The sequence below is a fragment of the Streptomyces sp. NBC_01717 genome (assembly GCF_036248255.1).
In the GTDB taxonomy this organism is placed as follows: domain Bacteria; phylum Actinomycetota; class Actinomycetes; order Streptomycetales; family Streptomycetaceae; genus Streptomyces.
Map to the genome: position 1 here is coordinate 8,032,140 of NZ_CP109178.1, position 19,213 is coordinate 8,051,352.

Annotated in this window: 16 protein-coding genes; 10 read left to right on the forward strand and 6 right to left on the reverse strand. The window is 69.2% G+C overall.

The window, feature by feature from the left end; translation table 11 throughout:
* The first annotated feature begins 4 nt into the window (after nucleotides 1-4).
* The 4 genes from rhaS to OHB49_RS36415 all read left to right on the forward strand — a co-directional run bounded on the left by rhaS (nucleotide 5) and on the right by OHB49_RS36415 (nucleotide 4,084).
* Complete coding sequence (gene rhaS, locus OHB49_RS36400; RefSeq protein ID WP_030977431.1) at nucleotides 5-1,093, forward strand: rhamnose ABC transporter substrate-binding protein; 1,089 nt, start codon at nucleotides 5-7, stop codon at nucleotides 1,091-1,093.
* A gap of 16 nt (nucleotides 1,094-1,109) precedes the next feature.
* Nucleotides 1,110-1,439, forward strand: coding sequence for an L-rhamnose mutarotase (locus OHB49_RS36405; RefSeq protein ID WP_329165150.1), 330 nt, complete (start codon nucleotides 1,110-1,112; stop codon nucleotides 1,437-1,439).
* A complete protein-coding gene (locus tag OHB49_RS36410) occupies nucleotides 1,436-2,890 on the forward strand; it encodes an arabinose isomerase (protein WP_443079599.1) in 1,455 nt (484 codons plus the stop codon). Before OHB49_RS36405 ends, OHB49_RS36410 begins: the two co-directional genes overlap by 4 nt.
* 333 nt (nucleotides 2,891-3,223) lie before the next feature.
* The gene (locus OHB49_RS36415; RefSeq protein ID WP_329165153.1) at nucleotides 3,224-4,084 is read left to right on the forward strand and encodes a methyltransferase domain-containing protein; all 861 of its coding nucleotides are present in this window, start codon (nucleotides 3,224-3,226) and stop codon (nucleotides 4,082-4,084) included.
* A gap of 4 nt (nucleotides 4,085-4,088) precedes the next feature.
* On the opposite strand, the gene OHB49_RS36420 is transcribed toward OHB49_RS36415, so the two are convergent.
* Nucleotides 4,089-4,265, reverse strand: a complete 177-nt coding sequence (locus OHB49_RS36420) for a hypothetical protein (protein WP_158711241.1) — start codon at nucleotides 4,263-4,265, stop codon at nucleotides 4,089-4,091.
* A gap of 77 nt (nucleotides 4,266-4,342) precedes the next feature.
* Complete coding sequence (locus tag OHB49_RS36425; protein ID WP_030977423.1) at nucleotides 4,343-4,891, reverse strand: DoxX family protein; 549 nt, start codon at nucleotides 4,889-4,891, stop codon at nucleotides 4,343-4,345.
* A gap of 730 nt (nucleotides 4,892-5,621) precedes the next feature.
* Here OHB49_RS36425 and OHB49_RS36430 point away from each other — a divergent pair.
* Both OHB49_RS36430 and OHB49_RS36435 read left to right on the forward strand, forming a co-directional pair.
* Nucleotides 5,622-7,973 (forward strand): molybdopterin cofactor-binding domain-containing protein, encoded by a 2,352-nt coding sequence (locus OHB49_RS36430; protein WP_329165154.1) that lies wholly within the window; start codon nucleotides 5,622-5,624, stop codon nucleotides 7,971-7,973.
* 16 nt (nucleotides 7,974-7,989) lie between these two features.
* The gene (locus OHB49_RS36435; RefSeq protein ID WP_030977418.1) at nucleotides 7,990-8,466 is read left to right on the forward strand and encodes a (2Fe-2S)-binding protein; all 477 of its coding nucleotides are present in this window, start codon (nucleotides 7,990-7,992) and stop codon (nucleotides 8,464-8,466) included.
* Nucleotides 8,467-8,597: 131 nt separating this feature from the next.
* Here OHB49_RS36435 and OHB49_RS36440 read toward each other — a convergent pair whose 3' ends face one another.
* Entirely contained in the window at nucleotides 8,598-9,137 is a 540-nt protein-coding gene (locus tag OHB49_RS36440) for a DinB family protein (RefSeq protein WP_329165156.1), read from the reverse strand.
* 272 nt (nucleotides 9,138-9,409) lie between these two features.
* On the opposite strand from OHB49_RS36440, the gene OHB49_RS36445 reads away from it, so the two are divergent.
* Nucleotides 9,410-10,576 (forward strand): PP2C family protein-serine/threonine phosphatase, encoded by a 1,167-nt coding sequence (locus OHB49_RS36445; protein ID WP_329165157.1) that lies wholly within the window; start codon nucleotides 9,410-9,412, stop codon nucleotides 10,574-10,576.
* Here OHB49_RS36445 and OHB49_RS36450 read toward each other — a convergent pair.
* Complete coding sequence (locus tag OHB49_RS36450) at nucleotides 10,560-13,103, reverse strand: polysaccharide lyase family 8 super-sandwich domain-containing protein (protein ID WP_329165158.1); 2,544 nt, start codon at nucleotides 13,101-13,103, stop codon at nucleotides 10,560-10,562. The two genes, OHB49_RS36445 and OHB49_RS36450, sit on opposite strands and share 17 nt — an antisense overlap.
* 202 nt (nucleotides 13,104-13,305) lie before the next feature.
* Here OHB49_RS36450 and OHB49_RS36455 point away from each other — a divergent pair, with 202 nt between their 5' ends.
* Together OHB49_RS36455 and OHB49_RS36460 are read left to right on the forward strand one after the other, a co-directional pair.
* Nucleotides 13,306-14,223: an adenosine kinase gene (locus OHB49_RS36455; RefSeq protein ID WP_030977411.1), complete on the forward strand. Its 918-nt coding sequence runs from the start codon at nucleotides 13,306-13,308 to the stop codon at nucleotides 14,221-14,223.
* Between the two features lie 61 nt (nucleotides 14,224-14,284).
* Nucleotides 14,285-14,725: a GNAT family N-acetyltransferase gene (locus tag OHB49_RS36460; protein WP_329165159.1), complete on the forward strand. Its 441-nt coding sequence runs from the start codon at nucleotides 14,285-14,287 to the stop codon at nucleotides 14,723-14,725.
* A 303-nt stretch (nucleotides 14,726-15,028) separates the two neighbouring features.
* Here the strand turns inward: OHB49_RS36460 and OHB49_RS36465 are convergent, their stop codons facing one another.
* Nucleotides 15,029-15,496 (reverse strand): DUF5709 domain-containing protein, encoded by a 468-nt coding sequence (locus OHB49_RS36465; RefSeq protein WP_030977409.1) that lies wholly within the window; start codon nucleotides 15,494-15,496, stop codon nucleotides 15,029-15,031.
* A gap of 466 nt (nucleotides 15,497-15,962) precedes the next feature.
* Between OHB49_RS36465 and OHB49_RS36470 the strand changes: the two genes are divergently transcribed.
* The gene (locus OHB49_RS36470) at nucleotides 15,963-16,712 is read left to right on the forward strand and encodes a DUF4118 domain-containing protein (protein ID WP_030977401.1); all 750 of its coding nucleotides are present in this window, start codon (nucleotides 15,963-15,965) and stop codon (nucleotides 16,710-16,712) included.
* A gap of 95 nt (nucleotides 16,713-16,807) precedes the next feature.
* Here the strand turns inward: OHB49_RS36470 and OHB49_RS36475 are convergent, their stop codons facing one another.
* Nucleotides 16,808-18,991, reverse strand: a complete 2,184-nt coding sequence (locus OHB49_RS36475) for a discoidin domain-containing protein (RefSeq protein ID WP_329165160.1) — start codon at nucleotides 18,989-18,991, stop codon at nucleotides 16,808-16,810.
* Nucleotides 18,992-19,213: the final 222 nt, after the last annotated feature.

Consider the following 19,213-nt stretch of genomic DNA (forward strand, 5'->3'; position numbering starts at 1 on the left):
CACCATGTCTGCGCACTCCCGCACGCGCCGCCGTGCCACCCTCACCGCCACAGCTGCTGCCTGCGTCCTCGCCGTCACGCTGGCCGGCTGCTCGGGCACCACGAAGAACGACACCAAGAACGACACCAAGGAAGCGGCGAGCAGCGCCAAGGCCGACCCGAATGCGCCGCTGAAGAAAGGCCTCAAGATCGCCTTTCTGCCGAAGCAGATCAACAACCCGTACGAGAAGATCGTCGACGACGCGGGGATCGGCGCGGTCAAGGAGTTCGGCGGCTCCGGCAAGGAGGTCGGACCCTCCGACGCCAAGGCCTCCTCCCAGGTCTCATACATCAACACCCTCATCCAGCAGCGCCAGGACGCGATCCTCATCGCCGCCAACGACCCCAACGCGGTGTGCGGCCCGCTCAAGCAGGCCATGAAGCAGGACATCAAGGTCGTCGCCTACGACTCCGACACCGCCAAGGACTGCCGCCAGCTGTTCATCAACCAGGCCAGTTCCGAGGAGATCGGCCGCAGCCAGGTCCAGCATCTCGCCAAGCAACTCGACTACAAGGGCGAGATCGCGATCCTCTCGGCCACCCAGAACGCGACGAACCAGAACACCTGGATCGGGTTCATGAAGGACGAGCTGAAGAAGCCCGAGTACAAGGACCTGAAGCTGGTCAAGGTCGCCTACGGGGACGACGACGACCAGAAGTCCTTCCAGGAGACCCAGGGCCTGCTCAAGGCCTACCCGAAACTGAAGGGCATCATCTCGCCCACCACGGTCGGCATCGCCGCCGCCTCCCGCTACATCAGCGACTCCAGCTACAAGGGCAAGGTCGTCATCAACGGCCTGGGCACACCGAACCAGATGCGCAAGTACGTCAAGGACGGCACGGTCGAGCAGTTCTCCCTGTGGGACCCCAAGAAGCTCGGCTACCTCGGCTCGTACGCGGCCGCCGCTCTCGCCTCGGGCCAGATCACCGGTGCGGAGGGCGAGAAGTTCAAGGCCGGTGACCTCGGCGAGTACACCATCGGCAAGGACGGCGAGGTCATCCTCGGCCCGCCGACCGTCTTCGACAAGAACAACATCGACGACTTCGACTTCTGAGTTCCGGGATCGCCCGATGCAGCGCGTCTGCTTTCTGCTGAAGGTCCGGCAGGAGCGGCTTGAGGAGTACCGCGAGCGTCACGCGGCCGTATGGCCCGAGATGCTCGCGGCGCTCTCCGCCGCCGGCTGGCACAACTACTCGCTCTTTCTCCGGGAGGACGGCCTGCTCGTCGGCTACCTGGAGACCGAGGACTTCGCGGCTGCGCAGGCCGCCATGGCCGCCACGGACGTCAACACCCGCTGGCAGGCCGACATGGCGGCCTTCTTCGAAGCCCTGGACGGCGCCAAGCCGGACGAGGCGATGAAGCCGCTCACCGAAGTCTTCCATCTCGATCGACCGCAATGACCCGGCACAGGAGGGGATCGACCGTGACCGCAAGGACTCCCGCCACCGCACGCAGGCCGAAGATCGGGCTCGTCGCGGGCGGACTCGGCGCCTACTGGCCCCAGTTCCCCGACCTCCTCCCGCAGCTGCGGCGCTCCGCCGACCGCGTCACCGAGCGGATGCGGGAGTTCGACGCGGACGTGGTGGACGTGGGCTTCATCTCCGACGCCCAGGAGGGCGCCGCCGCGGCCGAGAAGCTCAGGGCCGAGGGCTGCGACCTGATCGTCGGCTTCCTCACCACCTATATGACCGCCACCATGCTGGTGCCCATCGCCCAGCGCAGCGGCGCCCCCGTGCTCCTCATCAACCTCCAGCCCACGGAGGCCATGGACCACGCGTCCTTCGACACGGGCGCCTGGCTCGCCTACTGCGGTGCCTGCCCGCTGCCCGAAATGGCCGGCGCCTTCGAGCGCGCGGGAGTTCCCTTCCGCTCCGTCTCGGGGCACCTGGAGGACGAGCGCGCCTGGCAGCGCATCGGCCGGTGGATCCGGGCCGCGGGCGTACGGTCGGTGCTGCGGCACGGACGGCACGGGCTGATGGGTCATCTCTACCCGGGCATGTACGACGTGTCCACCGACCTGACCATGGTCCCCGGCAACCTGGGCGGCCATGTCGAGGTCCTGGAGTTCGACGACCTGCGGGTGCGGGTCGAGAAGGCCGGGGAGGAGGAGGTCGAGGCCAAACTCGCCGAGGTCGGCGACGTGTTCGAGCTGGCCGAATCCGTTGTCCAGGGCGACCTGGTCTGGGCCGCGCGGGTGTCCGTGGGACTCGACCGGCTCGTCGAGGACTTCGACCTGGACTCCCTGGCGTACTACCACCGCGGTCTCGACGGCGAGATCCACGAGCGGCTGGGTGCGGGCATGATCCTCGGCTCCTCCCTGCTGACCGCGCGCGGCGTGCCCACGTGCGGCGAGTACGAACTGCGTACCTCGCTCGCCATGCTGGTCGCGGACCGGCTGGGGGCGGGCGGTTCGTTCACCGAGTTGCAGGCGCTCAACTTCCGTGACGGCGTGGTGGAGATGGGCCACGACGGCCCGGGACACCTCGCCATCAGCGAGCGGAAGCCGCTGCTGCGGGGCCTGGGTGTCTATCACGGCAAGCGCGGCTGGGGCGTCTCGGTCGAGTTCGACGTCAAGCACGGCCCGGTCACCCTCGTCGGGCTCGGCCAGTCCCGCGACGGCCGCTACCGGCTGATCGCCTCCGAGGGCGAGGTCGTCGGAGGTCCACTGCTCCAGATCGGCAACACCACCTCGCGGGTGGACTTCGGGACCGACCCGGGGGAGTGGACGGACGCCTGGAGCGCGAGCGGAGTCGGCCACCACTGGGCGCTGGCAACCGGCCGGCTGCTGCCCGAACTCCGGGCGCTGGCGGACCTGGTCGGCCTGGACCTGGTGGAAGTCACCGGCCGATGACCTCGTGGCCGGGCGGCGGGCCACCTGGTGGGCGTCACGGACGTGGCGCGGGTGGTCGACGACAGGATTGATGAGGCGGTCGGCGCGGGCTTCGCCGTGGAACCGGGGCAGACACGCCACAGGACACCGAGCATGAGCAGGACGTGGTCGGCGAGCCCGGCAGTACCCGGGTCGCGTAGCGGGCGCAGCGTGACGTCACCCGCAGTCACGCCGGGAAGGCGCCGAGCACTCCGCTCATAATGGAGATGTACGCGCCGCGGGCGGTGACCGTCACCCCAGGGGCACCACGCCGCTCGCACGATGCCCTCTCAGGCACAGAGGCGGTGGATGTTCATGTGCGCACACGCCCGGCCCGGCGGAGTGCGGCCGGGGCTGTCCACGGGAGGCCACTACGGCGAGGCGGTGTTCCGGCCCGAGCAGGCGGGGGAGGACGACCGTATCGACCTCGGCGCGCTCGCGTACGACGACATCACGATGGCCCGCCTGCGGAGCCTGGGGGTCGGGCCGGGCTGGAACTGCCTCGACGTGGGAGCCGGCACCGGCACCGTCGCCCGGCGGCTGTTGTACGAGGCGGGCGTCGCGACCGTGCTCGCCGTCGACCGCGATGCACGTTTCCTCACCGCCCACCCCTTGCCCGGGCTCGGTGTCCTGGAGGCGGACATCAGCGCCCCGGGTTTCGACCCCGGCCGATTTGAGCTGGTCCATGCCCGATTCCTCCTGATGCACCTGCCATCACGGCAGCGCCTGATCGCCGGGCTGGGCGAACTCCTGGCTCCCGGCGGGGTGCTGGTCCTCAGCGACGCCGTCGACCTGACCACCGCGACTGCGCCAACGACGCCGTACACCCGGGTCATGCACGCCATGTGGGAAGGGTTGCGGGACACAATCGGCACCGACGTCTCCTGGGTCCTCGACTATCCACATCTGTTCCGCACCGCGGGGCTCGCGTCCGTCGCCGCCGAGATCCAGGTACTGCCCTTGGTCCCCGGGAGCCCCATCAGCCACTTCTGGGCCCGTAGCTGGGACCGGGCGAGGGAGGTGATCCTGGCCACCGGACTGGTGGACGACGCGACTGTCGACGCGGCGATCCGGTATCTCGACTCGCCCGACTGCGCTGCGCTGTCGCCCGGAATGATCACGACCTGGGGATGGAGACCCCAGGAGGCGATGCCCGGCGTCCGGCCGCAGGGCTGACCGGTCAGGCTTCCAGATCGTGGGCCCTCGGCCGCGGCACCTGCTCGTGTCCGACGCGGCTGCCGTATTCGCCGATGCGGGCGGCGAGGACCTGTTCGATCACGTCGGGCAGGAAGTGGCGTACCGGCGTCGGCCGGACACGCAGAGCGATGTGCGAGTGGTGCAGGCCTGCTGCATCCACTCGGGGGTGCCGACGGATTCCAGCACGAGCGGTGTCCGGAAATCCACGAACGGTGTCGGGCAATCACAGGACGACCCTCAGAGGCTCAGCACGATCGCGGACGCTATGCCGCTGAGGAACAGAGCGAAGGCGGCTTCGCGCCAGCCGCCCTTCCCCCAGCGGAAGGGGCGGTCCAGGGCGAGCCGCCCAGGGCCGATGGCCGCAATGCCGAGCGCGACGACGGCGATGCACAGGTTGTACTCCATGCCACCGTCCTGGGTCCACAAACCGTGTGCCGCCGTAACGGTCGCCATTGCGTTGATCATCACACCGATCACAGCGGCCGCTGCCAGTGGCGTGAACAGCCCCAGAGTCAGTCCGAGGCCCCCCAGGATCTCGGATGCGCCGGCGATGACGGCGTAGACCTTCCCGGGGCGGTAACCCGTCGCGGCGAACCACGCACCCGTGGCGGTGAGGCCGTCGCCACCGAACAGGCCGAAGAGCTTCTGGGCGCCGTGTCCTGCCAGGAGCAGGCCGAACGTCATCCTGATAAGAAGCAGACCGCAGTCGGCTGCGGACACTGCGGGCCGCGCCGGAGCGGAGGCGGGCTGGGGGGAGGCGCGAAGTTGTTCGGGGATGTACTTCACCGGGGGCTCTTCTCTGCTCCGAGGTCCCGCGGCGGTGCCGACTGACCACCGAGGACACAGCAGGGCGGTTGTCTGGTCACCATGGCGCCTTCAAGGGCATGCCATGTGTGGCCGACCGCGACACAGCCGGAGCAGGAAGACAGCAGGACCACCGCCGGCGTTCTCGCGTCAGTCCGGTCAGGCCGCCGGTCGTTGTCGTCATGAGCTGAGTGACATCGGCTTGTTGTCTTCCATCATTACGCCCTTTCGCCTCCGGTGCCGAGCCGGTTCGGATGCCTGGCCCGGGGGCGCGTGGTGATCAGCACGGGGGAGTCGGCGTGCCCGGATTCTCCACCGACGTACAGCGGACCCTCGTCGCGTACCGGATCGACCAGTGAGCCGATGCGGAGCCGTTCACCAGGCCGGGGCCGGCCAGGAACGCGCGGCCGGGGAGATCAGGTCGTCCCGCGGCCGGCAGCCTGCTCGCCCGCGTGCCCTCCGCGGACGGTGGGGCAGCAGGCCATCGAGGCAGGTGAGCTCGGCGAGGCGGGACACAACTGGTGCGTTCTTCATGCCGATACGGTGGAAGTTTTCCCCACCCAGCCCGGCGCGAGGCTTCACCTCGCGTATAACTCTGATGATTCCGACGACATGACAGGTGGTTCCGGGCGGTGGTCAGGTGTGAGCCGGGCCTGTCGCGCCCGGCCGTCGCCGGTCCCAATCCGACTCCGACTCCACGAGAGGACAGTTGATGGATGTGGAGAAGCGCCTGCGGGACGAGAACCCGGGCGATGGCTGCGGTCGTGGGACGGCCGGGGTCAGCAGACGGCGGTTCCTCGGATACGTCGTGGCGGGATCGACGCTCACCGTCGCCGCCCAGCTGGGCGAGGTGGTGCTGGCGCCGTCGCGGGCCGCCGCCGTGGTTCCCTCGGTGCCGGGGCCGTCCGAGGTCTACGACCTCAACGACATGCTGACCCACGCCGCACTGCCCACGTCGAATCTGATCACGATCCGGATCGGTGCCGACGGCACGGCCTCCTTCGCCCTGCCGCGGGCGGAGGTCGGGCAGGGCATCACCACGTCCTCCGCGATGCTGATCGCCGAGGAGCTGGACCTCCCGCTGGAGAAGATATCGGTGACGCTGGCCGATGCCCGGCCGGAGCTGCTGTTCAACCAGCTCACCGGCGGCTCGAACACCACCATCTCCACCTTCACCCCGATCCGGGTGGCCGCGGCCGTGGCACGAGGGCAGTTGCTGAAGGCCGCGGCTCTGGAGCTGGGTGAAGCGATCGGCTCCCTCACGGCGAAGGCCGGCGTCATCACCTCCCTGGCCGGGGCGAGCATCACCTACGGCGAGCTGGCGGTGAAGGCGGCCGCCCACGCGGACGCCCAGGTCGAGGTCACGCTCAAGGAGCCCTCGCAGTTCAAGGTCATCGGAACGGCGCAGCGGCGCATCGACGCCCTGGCGGCGGTGACGGGCCGCAAGAAGTTCGCGATGGACGTGCAGGTGCCAGGCGCCCTGCCCACGATGGTGTGCAGGCCGCCGACGATCAACGGCACGGTCCGCTCGGTGGAGAACCTGGACGAGGTCCGGGCCATGCCGGGCATCACCGACGTCGCGCGGATCTCCACCGGCGTCGCCGTCCGCGGCCGCACGTTCGGACAGTGCATCGACGCGGTCCGCGCCCTGAAGGTCACCTGGGCACCCGGTACCGCCGAGGGTGCGTCGGACACGACTGTCCTCAAGAAACTGCGCGCAGCCGAACTTCCCCTTGTCGTACCGCCGCTGCCCCTCCTCACCAAGGCCGTCGACGCACGGTTCACCTTCCACTTCGCCAGCAACGGCGCCCTGGAGACCAACTGCGCCGTCGCAGACGTACGAGCGGACTCCGCCGAGATCTGGGCGAGCCTGAAGTCACCGATCGCCGCACAGGAAGAGATCGCCCTCCAGCTCGGTCTGCCGCCCACCGCCGTCAAGGTCCATGTCACGGAGGGCGGCGGCTCGTTCGGTCGCAAGCTCTTCCACGACGCCGCACGCGAGGCCGCCGAGATCTCCCGGGCCATGGGCAAGCCGGTGAGGCTGATGTGGCACCGGACCGATGACTTCCGTCAGGGCCGCACGCATCCGATGTCCACCTCGCGGGTGCGGGCCACGTACACGCTCGGCGAGGTCCTGACGTACGAGCAGCGGCACACGTCCGTGGCCACCGACTTCGGCCATGGCCTGGGCGAGATCATCACTGCGGAGGCGGCCCAACTGCCGGTCGGTGACTTGACGTTCTCCGAGACGATTTTCGCTCTGACGCAGCAGAGTCCGTACCACTTCGGGGTCACCACCCAGCTCCTGGCCGAGACCGACAAGGGCTTCAACACCGGCTCGATGCGGAACATCTACTCGCCCAACGTCCGCTGCGCGCAGGAGCTCGTCGTGGATGAGCTGGCGAAACGGACGGGGAGGGACGCCCACGCGTTCCGGCGTCGGTTCCTCAAGGACGAGCGGGCCAGGGCCGTCCTCGACAAGGTCGCGGAGGTGGGCCGGTGGGGCCGGTCCATGTCTGCCGGGACGGGACAGGGGATCGCGGTGCACCCCGAGTACCACGGTTTCGTCGCTGTCCTCGCCGAGATCGACTGCCGGCCGGAGACGACCGGGCGGAAGGTCCGTGACGCCTATACCGGCCCTCGTGTCACCAAGGTCGTCTGCGCCGTCGACGTAGGCCTCGCCGTCAACCCGCGCGGTCTGGAGGCCCAGATGATGGGCGGCATCATCGACGGCATCGCCATCACCCTCACCGCTGGCCTCCACCTCCAGAACGGGCATTTTCTCGAGGGGAGCTGGGACAACTACTTCTACACCCGGCAGTGGAACACCCCGCCCGAGCTCGAGATCGTCGTCATGCCATCGACCACCGGCAAGCCCGGTGGTGCGGGGGAGCTGGCGGTCGCCGGCGCGATGGCGGCCGTGGCCTGCGCCTACGGCCGGGCCACCGGCACCATGCCCACCACCTTCCCCATCAACCACGGTGAGCCTCTCGGCTTCGAGCCGCTGCCCACCACCCCGCCGATCCCCGCCTCGCCCACCGACGGCCTCGACCGCACCTTCTAGAAGACCAGGAGCTCCCGTGCCGCAACACACCTTCATCCTCAACGGCAAACCGGTGACCGTGGACATCGAGGACGACGTCCGGCTGCTCTGGGTGCTTCGCGACGTCCTGGGCGTCACCGGACCGAAGTACGGCTGCGGGCTCGGCGTCTGCCAGGCGTGCACCAGCCACATCAACGGCAAGGCGTTCAACCCGTGCAGCGTCCCGGTCAAGGATCTCGGCCCCGCCGACGAGGTGACCACGATCGAGGGCCTGCCCGCCACGGTCGGCCGGGACCTGCACCCGATGCAGGAGGCATGGCTGGAGTACGACGTGGCGCAGTGCGGCTATTGCCAGCCCGGCCAGATCATGACCGCTGTCGCCAAGGTCCGGCGCGCCCGGGAGGAGGGACGCGAGATCGACCAGGCCGACCTCGACGAGATACGCAACATCTGCCGGTGCGGCACCTACAACCGCATCCGTGAGGCCATCACGGCAGGCGCGGAGAAGTTCTGAACCGATTGCGGGAATTGCGGGACGGGAGTACGGAGCGGGCGCGCGGCGTGGTGGGAGGAGAAAACACGGTCGGTGGCCGCTTGTCCGCTCGGTGACGCCGGGGCTCGCGGGAACGATCGGTGCCCCGGTGGCTACTCCCCGGTGCGCCCGTCCAACGACTCCCGGAGGAGGTCGGCATGCCCGTTGTGTCGCGCGTATTCCTCGACCAGATGGACCAGGATCCATCGCAGGCTGGGTGCGCGACCGTCGGGCCAGGTGCGCCGGGCCAGTCGCTCCAGGCCGCCGTCGGCCAGCGCCTGTGCGACCAGGGAGCGGGAGCGGGCCACGGTGTCCTGCCAGAGCGTATGAAGCTGTTCGGGGGTGTCCTCGGCAGCTGAGTGCCAGTCCCAGTCGGGGTCGGCCTTCCAGTCCACCGTGTCCCACGGGGGCTCCGGGTCCCGCCCGTGCAGCCAACGTGAGCACCAGTAGTCCTCGACGAAGGCCAGGTGCTTGAGCATCCCGCCCAGCGTCATCGAGGAGGCACCGACGGTCGCCCCGAGGCTGCCCGTGTCCAGTCCGGCGCACTTCCACGTCAGGGTCGCGCGGTGGAACTCCAGGAAGCCGAGGAGGGTGCTGGCCTCGTCGGCCGCGAGGGGAGGTTCCGGGCGACCCTGTTCGTCCATGTCGGGCATGGGCGGTGAGCCTACCGGCGGGGCCTGCGCCGGGCCAGGGACTCGGGTGCAGTCGGCCGGATCTGCAGGTGCTGCGGCCCCGGGGCCGCCGGAACAGAGAGCCGCCGGTCTGCGTCGCACCTTCCGCAGCCGATGCCGAAGCCTCCGGGTTCACCGACGGGTGGAGCAGCGTGTGTGAGATCCGAGATGCGGCAGCGCCCGGACGGGTGCCCGCACCGGGAACCGAGGGCACCGAGAGGGCGGTCGCAGACGGTCTGAGGTATTCCGGAACTATGAACTCGCAGCGGTTCCTGCGCTCGCTCCACGCGACCCGGCGGCACTCGAAGGCACTCGTGGCGATGCCTTTCGCCTTGATCGCCGCCGTCACCGTGGTGGACATCAGCGCGCCGCCGGACGTCCACCTGGGTCCGTTTCTCGTGGCAGCGCCCGCTGTGACCTCGTCGTTCGCCGGCCCGCGTATGACTGCCTTCGTGGGCGCGGTCGCCGTGCTCGCCCAGTCCGTGGTGGCCATCGCACGCACCAGCCTCAACGACCTCAATCACACCTACCAGATCATTGCCCTCTGTCTGATCTCTGCCTTTGTCACGTTGTTTGCACACCTGAGGGAACGGCACGAGCAGGAGATGACGCAGCTTCGCTCGGTGGCGGAGGCGGCACAGCACGTGTTGATGCAGCCCTTGCCGCGCCGTAGCGGCCCCTTGCGCATCGCCTCGGTCTACCTGGCCGCAGAGGCGGAGGCGCAGCTGGGCGGCGATCTGTGCGCGCTCGCCCGCACCGCCGACGGCACCCGCGTCATCGTCGGCGATGCTCGCGGCAAGGGACTCGATGCGATCGGTGAAGCCGCCGGCGTACTGGGCGCATTCCGTGCTCTGGCCCACAAGGAACCGCGGCTGCCCGAGCTGGTGGGGCACCTGGAGGACGGGGTCACAGTGGACCACAGCGGCGCCACGGACGGTGAAGCGGAGGACGACCACAGTGCGGAGGCCTTCGTCACCGCGGCCGTGCTCGACATCCCGGATGCCGGTTCCGAACTTCGCCTGGTCAGCTGCGGTCATCCACCGCCGTTGCTGCTCCACGCGGGCGAGGTGCTGTCCCTCGACGTGCGTGAACCCGCTCCGCCTCTCGGGCTCGCGCAGTTGCTCGCCCCCGCATTCACCGCGGAGACGTTCACCTTCGGCGCCGGTGATGTTCTGCTGCTGTACACCGATGGCGTCATCGAGTCCCGTGACCGGTCAGGGTGCTTCTACCCGCTGTTCGAGCGGGTCGCGTCCCGGTCCCGGGACGGTGCGGAATCCCTGCTGGAGTACGTGCGCGCCGACCTCCTACGGCACGCGGGCGGGCGCCTGGGAGACGATGCGGCCATGGTCGCCATCGAACGGCTTCCGGATGCCGCTGCGCCGACAGCCACGTCACGGCACGGACTCAGTCCTGCAGGGTGACCGTGAAGCTACGGCCGTAGGCGTGGCGGGTGTCGACGTCGACGCGGGTTCCGCCGTGGACCGGGCTCACGCGTACCCCGTCGTCGGACGACACCTTCCGCAGTGACCTGCCTCGGATCAGGACACCGATCGTGTCCCGGCCCATCGTCGGGTCGGACACGGCGACGGTGGTCGGGCCACGGTGTCCGCGGCGCTGCACGATCACCGACGCCGGGCCGTCCATGCGCAGGCCCGCGACCTCGTGCCGGCCCGGTGTGAACGCATTGGCCGCCCTCAGACCGAGGCCGGTGTGGGATACGGCCTGCAGGCGCGGGGTGTTGGCCAGGACCTGCAGCGGACCGTCCGGGTACGAAGCCAACTGTGTCCCGCCCGCATTCGGTACCAATGCGTACGCGATGCGGGCGGGTTGGGCTCCGAGTGCCTGGTCGACCGTCACGCCGAGGACGGTGCGGGTGACTGCGGTGTCCGGGTTCGAGGTGCGCACGACCCGGCGGCTGCGGGTGACCTCGTCCAGCGAGACCCGGACCTGCGGCGTGTCGAGGAAGACGTAGCCGACAGCGGTGCGCTGTGTGGTGTTGGCGTAGCGCAGCCAGTGCAGGTCACCGGTGCCCGCGCCGGTCCACGGACGGCCGCCGCGGAGCATCCCGGTGAGAGAGACCTGGTCGCCCGGCGAGGCGGTGCGGGCGTCGACGGTCGTGGTCACGGCCCGCCCGGCAGGATCACCGACCCCTGCGGCAAGGACCACGATCTCCTCGTCGAGCAGGAACCACGATTTCGTCGCCGTCGCATTGCGGTAGACGACGAAATCGTCCGGCAGCAGGCGCCTGTCGCGGTCGGCGACATCGCCGGACTGCACCATGCCGACCGCGGCGTACGCCCCGAGAACGGCGCCGCCGGAGCGTCGATCGGTGCCACGAGGGAAGTAGACGTACGTGTTCTGCGACTCGGACGACGAGGTGAAGTTCAGCGGGTGGCCGGGGTTGTCGTAATACGGCTTCCCGTACAGGTCGGGGACGGTCCGTCGCTGCTCGACCGGCGCGGTGACACCGGCGAGGCCGTACGGCGAGACCGTGGTGAAGTAGTCGACGCCGTACGCCTGCGACTGGTCCTGCCCGGAGAGATAGAGGTAGTACGCCCCGTCGCCCTGGAACCACGGCATGAGGTTCTCGCCGCTCATGTACTCGTACTTGCTGATCCGGTCCGAGCTGCGGGCGAGCGCGAAGGCGTAACCGGGCCGGCGATGCACGTTCCTGTCCATGGCGTTGAAGGCGACGCTGCGCGAGGCGGCGTTGAGATCCTCGGCAGGCACCGACGGGTCGCCGATGATGTCGGCGTAACGCACGACACTGACCGGGGAGACGAAACGCCCTGGATCGAGCGTGCCGCGCGAGGTCGACCGGATGTGCTTGACGTAGCTCTTGAGAGCGGTGGCGTCGGCGCCGCTCGCGAGTGAGGCCAGGTCGACCACGGCCTCGACGACCACGGCGACATCGGTGTAGCCGCTGTCCGTCCGTGACACCGCCCGCCCCTTGACGATCTCCATCATCCAGCCCTCGAAGATCAGCGGCGCGAAGCCGTTCTGCACCCAGCTCCGCACCGTCGGTACGAGCTCCTCGCCGTGCGCGAAACCCGTACCGTCGAGGATCTTGAGGGTCTGTACGACGCGGGTCAGGAGGCCCTTTCCGTACGAACCGGTGTAGGCGACGGAGGCGTGCTGGATGAAGGATCCGTCGGCGTAGTACCCGTCCGTGACACCGTGGTCGAGGTGGTACGGGTCGATGGTGGCGAACACCGTCAGCTGGTCGGTGAGGGCCTTGTGGATGCGGGCCTCGTCGCCGAGGAGTGCGCCCTGCAGGATGCGGTTGGTGGTGATGTCGGCGAGGTTGGCGCCGGTGTGGAAGCGCGAATCGAGGTTCACGTCGCCGTCGATGCCGTTGCGGAGGTAGGCGTCCATGGAGGCGACGTAGGTCTGTGCGAGGTCGGGGCGGTAGGCCCGCACCTCGTCGGCGAGGAGCACGAGGGTCTTGCTGATGTACTGCGCGAGACCGATCTCCCAGTAGAACCAGTTGCCGTAGTAGCCCTTGGACTGGTCGCCGTAGTAGTGGTCGTGCAGCCAGCCGAGGCCGTCGAGCACGCGGCGCTGCGCGACGGTGTTCCCGTACAGGTCCGAGGGGGTGCCGCCCGGGGGTGTGCAGGTGGCGAGAGCGATCTCGTACAGCCGCTGGAAGGCGCTGTTGAGGTTGGCCTCGTTGCTGCCGAGCACCAGCCCGGCGAACAGCTCGCCGGGGCCCGCGGAGTCCATCGCCCTGAGATTCGTCCGGGCCACGTTGTCCACGGCGGCGAGCTTGGCAGCCGTCTCGGGACGGGAGTTGGACTCGGCGGTCCCGGCGAAGACCGCCACCGTGTTGGCCATCAGACGTGCGGTGCCCGCGGCGACACCGGCGGCGGTCGCCGGTTGTGCGGGGATCACCGTCAGGAGACCGGCGGCTGACAGAGCGGCCAGCAGGCGTCTGCGGGTGATCTCCATGTGGCGTCCTCCGCCTGTGAGTCGGCGACCCGGCGGGCGGAGTCAACCAGAACGGCTGGGCAGCGACAAGGGGACGCGGCCGGGGGACCGCTGTCCACGAGTGCCGAGCCGAAGTGAACGGACCGGGCCGCGGCCATGCCCTTCGGTGGGTTGCTCCCCGCCGATACGCTGCACCCGGAGTGCAAGAACCGGAGGAGTGCCGTTGAGTATCGAGACCGACATCCTCGTCCTGGGGGGTGCCGGCGTGGACACCATCGTGTACGTCCCCCAGCTGCCTCTTCCGTACGCCGACAGCTACATGGTGCCTGCCATCGAGACGCGGGCGGGACAGACCGGCGACTTCGTGGCGCTCGGGGTACACGCTCTGGGGTTGCGCACGCATCACATCGACATGATCGGCGATGACGACGCAGGCAACCTGATCCGCGCGCTGCACCGCGACCGGGGCATCGCGCTCACCGAAATCCCCCTGCCCGCAGGCACCAAGCGCGCGGTGAATCTCGTCGGCCCCGACGGGCGGCGGCTGTCGTTGTACGACAACAGTCGCTCGCAGGCAGCGGACCGGCTGCCCCCGGAAACGGTGGGCGCGCTCGCCGCGGTCAGCCGCCACGCCCACGTCTCCATCACCTATCCCTGCGCGTTCGCCCTTCCCACGCTGCGTGAGGCGGGGGTGACCATCTCGACCGACCTGCACAACTGGGACGGTGCGGAGGCGTACCACGAGGCATTCGCCTACGAGGCCGACCTGGTCTTCCTGTCGACCGCCGCACTGGTGGACCCGGAGAAGACCATGCGGCAGATCGCCGAACGCGGTCGGGCCCGAGCGGTCGTCGCCACAGCGGGAGCCGAGGGGGCGTATCAACTGTTCGACGGGGAGCTGACCCACATTCCGGCGGTCACACCGCCCGCGCAGGTGGTGGACTCCAACGGTGCCGGCGACGCGTTCGTGGCGGGCTATCTGTTCGGCCGGCTGTCCGGCGAGTCGCCACAGCGGTGCGGCCTCTACGGCGCGATCGCCGGAGCCCATGCCTGCATCGTGCCGGCGACGGGGACCGACCTCATCAGCCGGGCTGAACTGCTCACCCGCGCCGCGGCGGAAGGAAGCCCGACCGACCGATGACATGACGTGCCGGACGGCTATTGCAGTTGACGGGCCACCATGCGCGCGGTTTCCTGCTGCGATGACTGATCTTCGCATCGAGCAGGCGGACGGCGACGCCATGCTTCGTGACTGGCAGCACGTCCATAACGCGATCATCCCCACGGCCGCTCTGTCTCTGGACGAGGTACGTGAGCGCGTCGAACGCAACCGGTTGGAGGTTGCGTATCTGGGCGACGTCCTGGTCGGCTGCTCGACCGTGCGCCCGCCCACGAGCGAAGCATCGGTGGCCACGGTGATCGCCAGAGTGCTCCCGGCGCACCGGCGGCAAGGGTTTGGCGGATCACTCTACGAGCGAGGGCTGGCGCAGGCGCGAAAGCTCGGAGCCGACGTCATCGAGACAGTGGTCCTGGAGTCCAACCCGGACGGGCTGCGGTTCGCGCAGACGCGGGGGTTCGTCGAGGTCGAGAGGTACCTGTTGCCGGGTGACAGTGTGCGCTTCATCGACTTGAGGCTGGTCTGACCCGTCGACCGGCAAAGGGTCCTCAGGACTACCTGCCCGACCGGAGCGGACCCCGCGTCGGCTCGTGCGGCCGCGAGAGCATCGGCCGGCGTCCACCTCGACCGGCCGCCCGTGCTCGCTGCTCAGCAACTCGGCCACGTCGTCGTTCGGCTCGGCGCCGTCGAGCAGGCATGTGCGGGACGTGGCCGGAAGCGCGCCGAACGGGCCTGCCCCGGTCGGCGTGGCGCCGGATGTGGCATCGCGTCGCCACGATCCGTGCGACCCCGTATCCCGGAGCGCGGCGGCCGGTGGCGCGGGGCGGGTCTACGGACCTTCCGGGGCGGGGACCACGTGCATGGCCGCTTCCTCGGCCGAGGCCGCTGCGCCGTCGACGCCGATGTCGAACGCGATCATGTCCTTCTCGTCGTCCTCGTGAGCGCCCTCGTCGGGTGCGACGAGCCGTCCGGCGCGCAGACCGCCGACCTCCTCGTCACGGACCTCACCGTCGGTGTCCAACACATCGCCGATCTCGTCTCCGTCGGGTACGACGAGATCCGGCTCCTCCTCGCTGAGGCGCTGGTCGAGCGTTTCACCTTGGTGCTGCTCGGCCGCCGTGACACCGTGGTGTTCCACGGCCCACGGCCGCTCGGGGGGCGAATAGCCTGCATCGAGCGGATCCGCACCGGCCCGGTCGTCGAGAGTGTCCTCCACGTCGAGCAGCCCGGCGTCGTCCTGCACCTCCGAGCCGTCCGGCTGGTAGACCTCGTCGCCCATCGTGGTGTCGATGTCCATGTCACCTCCAATGTCGGGAGTGAACCGTCGGGGCGACGTCCCCTTCGCGTCATGCCCTCTTTCTCATCATGTGCGGTGTCGGCCGTCGGGACGAGCGGAAGCGCACCGGCGCACGCTGTGGATGCGGAGGCCAGGACCTTTACCGGTGACGCGGCGTGAGCGAGGCAGCGCAATGGGTATCGGTACGCTGCACGCGTCGGTTCACATGCCCGGCGGGACGCCTGATTCATCACCCGCCCCGTTGTCAGCGCGGCGTCAATCCGGCTGTGCGACGTGTCAGGGCCGTATCAACGCATGGCGTCCGCGGATCGCGGCGGATCCAGACTGAACTGAACGGTGGCGCGGACGGCCGGTCCGTGGCGTGGCCCGGGCGGGCGAGTGATCATCACCGCCCGGGGTGCGCACATGAAGATCTCGCCGAGCGGCCGCCGGCGGCCCGTGATACGGAGGGCGTAGGAGGTGACACATGACCGGCCAACCGCTCCGGGACCGGCTCGTACTCGTGGCTGCGCTGGTGGGGCCGCTGCTGGTCGCGCTGGCACTGGTGCCGTTCCGTACGGACCTGTCGAGGACCAATGCCGCCCTCGTGCTCGTCGTGGTCGTCGTCGCGGTCGCCGCCTTCGGCAACCGCGTCGCGGGCGCGGTGGCGGCGCTGTCCGCGGCCGCCTGGTTCGACTTCTTCCTCACCCGGCCGTATCAGCGGTTCACCATCAATGGCGGCGAAGACATCGAGACGGCCGTGCTGCTCCTGATCGTCGGTCTGATCGTCTCGCAGCTGGCCGCCCGGGTACGGCGGCTCGAGGTGATCGCCGTGACCGATGCGGGCCATCTCGCCCGAATCCATGACACCGCCGAACTGGCGCAGGCGACGACCTCCGCCGACGCCGTCGTCGCCCATGTGCGGAGTGAGCTCGTCGAGCTGCTGGAACTACGGGGCTGCCGGTTCGAGTACGGAACCCTGCTGGGGCGGCCACCGCGGCTGGAGCAGGACGGCAGTGTGTCCGTCGGCCGAAGGCGCTGGGACGTCGCGCGCGGCGGCTGGCCGGACGGCGAGATCGAGTTGCGGGCCAGCGGACAGGGCCACTACGTCGGCAGGTACATGCTCGATCCCACGCCGGGAACCGTACCGACACTGCAGGCCCGCCTGGTCGCTGTGACACTGGCCGACCAGGCGGGCGCCGCGCTCGACACGGCAGGCCGGCCCGCGGGCGGCTGAGGTACGGGCAGCGGTGAGACGCGGCTGTGGGGCCCGGCAGTGACTGCCGGGCCCCACGTCATCCGTTCATTCCACCAGGTCCTGGTGGACTCCCCTCAGGGGAAGGACACCACCGTCGAGGGAACGGTCGAGGTGCCGGACGTGGGCGAACCGGTGCTGTTGATCACGTGCTCGTACTGTCCCTGGCCACCCAGGGACACCACCAGCAGATCGTGGAACCTCACTCCAGGCTTCACCGGGGCCTCGAAGCCGTGGTCCTGACGGATCGTCGGATCGACGTTGAAGTAGCAGTAGCTGCCCAGGCCCCAGCCCTCGTGGTTGTTGACCGAGTCCGCGACCTTGTAGGCGGCGTACCCCTTGATGGTGCCGTTCTGGATGGCGGCCTGGTTCGGTGCGTCGTACGCCTTCTCGTTCTGGAAGAAGATCGTCCTGCCGTTCTCGCCGTTCCACTGCACGTCGTACTTGTTGAAGTGCTCGACGAAGAGGCCGGTGGCGAGGACGTCGTCCCCGTCGACCCGGAGCCCGTAGTCGGCACGGTTGGTCTCCCAGCCGACCCCGTCCCCGTGGTCGGCGCGCCAGATCCAGGTGTGGTCGACGATGGTGTCGTCATTGTTGATGACCATGCTGGTGGTGGCCTTGCCGGCGCCCGCGCCGCCGATCCGGATGAACACGTCCTGCACGGTGGTCGGATTCGCCGAGTGGTCGGCGGAGGCGCCCTCGGGGCCCACCTGGAGCAGCACCGAGGAGTTCTGGGGACCGGCGTCGATCAGGAGACCGGCGAGCTTCACGCCGTCCACGTCGCCGACCTTGATCGCTGTCACACCGTTGTCCGGGATGATCGTCGCGAGCCCCAGACCGAGGACGACGGTGTTCGCCCGGTCGATGTCGATGGTCTGGTCCACGTGGTAGACGCCGGGCGTGAACAGCAGGTGCAGGCCCTGCTGCACCGCGGCGTTGATGGTCTGTGCGGTGGCGCCGGGCTTGACCACGTAGAACTGGCTCAGCGGGATGGACTCACCCTGCGGTGTACCGGTCCACGAGACGCCGCGCGCGTTGGTGCGCTTGGCCGGGACGAAGACCTTGTACTCGGAGCCGTCCAGGTAGAGGAACGGCTTCTCACGGGAGACCGGGGTGGTGTCGAGCGTGGTGTACGGAGGGTCGGGGAAGCTCTGCGCGGGGGCGCCCTCGACCCCGGAGAACGTCATGTTCCAGACGCCGTTGGTCCAGCCCCCGACCGAGCTGTCGCGGGTGTACCACTGCTGCTGGGAGTACGGGCCGACCTGGCCGTCGATCTTGCTGTCGGCGATGTAGCCGCCGCTGGCCCAGCCGTAGCCGTCGGGCGCCAGGTTGAGCCCGCCCTTGACGTGCATCCGCCGGAACGGCGCGGCCTGCGACACGGCCCAACGGTCCGTGCCGTTCACCGGGTTGAGCGCCAGGTTCTCCGCCGACCGCCAGAAGTTCTGCGTGGCGTTCCCGTTGAACCAGCCGGCGTCGACGGTCACGTCACCGTTGAAGGTCGTGTCGTCCGGCTTGAGGCCGAGTCCCGCGATGGACGTGTAGAAGCCGAGCTGCGCGTTGATGTTGTTGTACGTGCCCGGCTTGAACAGGAGCGCATAGCGGCCGTTCCCGAACTGCGCGGACTCCTGCTGCTTGAAGATCTCGTCCACCTTGGCCTGGATGCCGGGCGTCGACGGGTCGAAGACCAGCACATTCGGTCCCAGGTCGCCACCGCCGGGAATCTGCGGGCCGCCCTGGTCGCCGGTGGTGCCGAACACCTGGAACTCCCAGAGCGAATAGCCGTACGGCGTGGCCCGGGCGGTGCCGGTCAGCCGGACGTAGCGAGCCGTGCCGGAGACGTTCAGGGTCTCCGTGCCGCCGGGGCCGCTGGTGGTGGAGTAGGCGGTGGTCCATGTGCTGTTGTCCGTGGAGAACTCGATCCGGTAGCCGGTGGCGTAGGCCGCCTCCCACTTCAGCACGATCTGGGAGACCGAGGCGGAGGCGCCAAGATCGACCTTGATCCACTGCGGGTCGGAGAAGGCGCTCGACCAGCGGGTGCCGTCGTTGCCGTCCACGGCGGAGGTGGCGGGTGCGCCGGCGTTCTCCTCGCTGGAGGACGTCACCGTTCTGCCCTGGGAGAGCAGCGAGGGCGCCGCGTCGGCCGGGGTCGCGGGGACGAACGCCAGCAGCGAGATGATGAGACCGGCGACGACGGCGAGTACACCGGTGCGTCGTCCGTCCGATGAGGGGGCAGGTCTGCGGAGTACGGGGGGTGCGTACATGGGGGTTCGTCTCCTGAGTCGTGGTGCGGGTGCACGACGCGCAGCCTGAGAGCGCTCTCAGGTTGCGGAAGATGCTTCTCCATTGACTCGGACACGTCAATAGGTGTGCAACGGGTGCTGCTTCAGGGCCCGTTGAGAACAAGAGTTGAACGAACGGTGTGCACCGACCGGCCCATAGGTTTGCCCTTACCGGCGGCGCAGGGCAGTCGGCGGAGTGCCGAC

Excerpts from the sequence above, each read along its gene's own strand:
- OHB49_RS36465 (WP_030977409.1), bottom strand. The coding sequence starts at position 15,496 with ATGGACATCGACACCACGATGGGCGACGAGGTCTACCAGCCGGACGGC.
- OHB49_RS36405 (WP_329165150.1), top strand. The coding sequence starts at position 1,110 with ATGCAGCGCGTCTGCTTTCTGCTGAAGGTCCGGCAGGAGCGGCTTGAG.
- OHB49_RS36475 (WP_329165160.1), bottom strand. The coding sequence starts at position 18,991 with ATGTACGCACCCCCCGTACTCCGCAGACCTGCCCCCTCATCGGACGGA.
- OHB49_RS36415 (WP_329165153.1), top strand. The coding sequence starts at position 3,224 with ATGTGCGCACACGCCCGGCCCGGCGGAGTGCGGCCGGGGCTGTCCACG.
- OHB49_RS36410 (WP_443079599.1), top strand. The coding sequence starts at position 1,436 with ATGACCCGGCACAGGAGGGGATCGACCGTGACCGCAAGGACTCCCGCC.
- OHB49_RS36440 (WP_329165156.1), bottom strand. The coding sequence starts at position 9,137 with ATGCCCGACATGGACGAACAGGGTCGCCCGGAACCTCCCCTCGCGGCC.
- OHB49_RS36445 (WP_329165157.1), top strand. The coding sequence starts at position 9,410 with ATGAACTCGCAGCGGTTCCTGCGCTCGCTCCACGCGACCCGGCGGCAC.
- OHB49_RS36450 (WP_329165158.1), bottom strand. The coding sequence starts at position 13,103 with ATGGAGATCACCCGCAGACGCCTGCTGGCCGCTCTGTCAGCCGCCGGT.
- OHB49_RS36430 (WP_329165154.1), top strand. The coding sequence starts at position 5,622 with ATGGATGTGGAGAAGCGCCTGCGGGACGAGAACCCGGGCGATGGCTGC.
- rhaS (WP_030977431.1), top strand. The coding sequence starts at position 5 with ATGTCTGCGCACTCCCGCACGCGCCGCCGTGCCACCCTCACCGCCACA.
- OHB49_RS36460 (WP_329165159.1), top strand. The coding sequence starts at position 14,285 with ATGACTGATCTTCGCATCGAGCAGGCGGACGGCGACGCCATGCTTCGT.
- OHB49_RS36470 (WP_030977401.1), top strand. The coding sequence starts at position 15,963 with ATGACCGGCCAACCGCTCCGGGACCGGCTCGTACTCGTGGCTGCGCTG.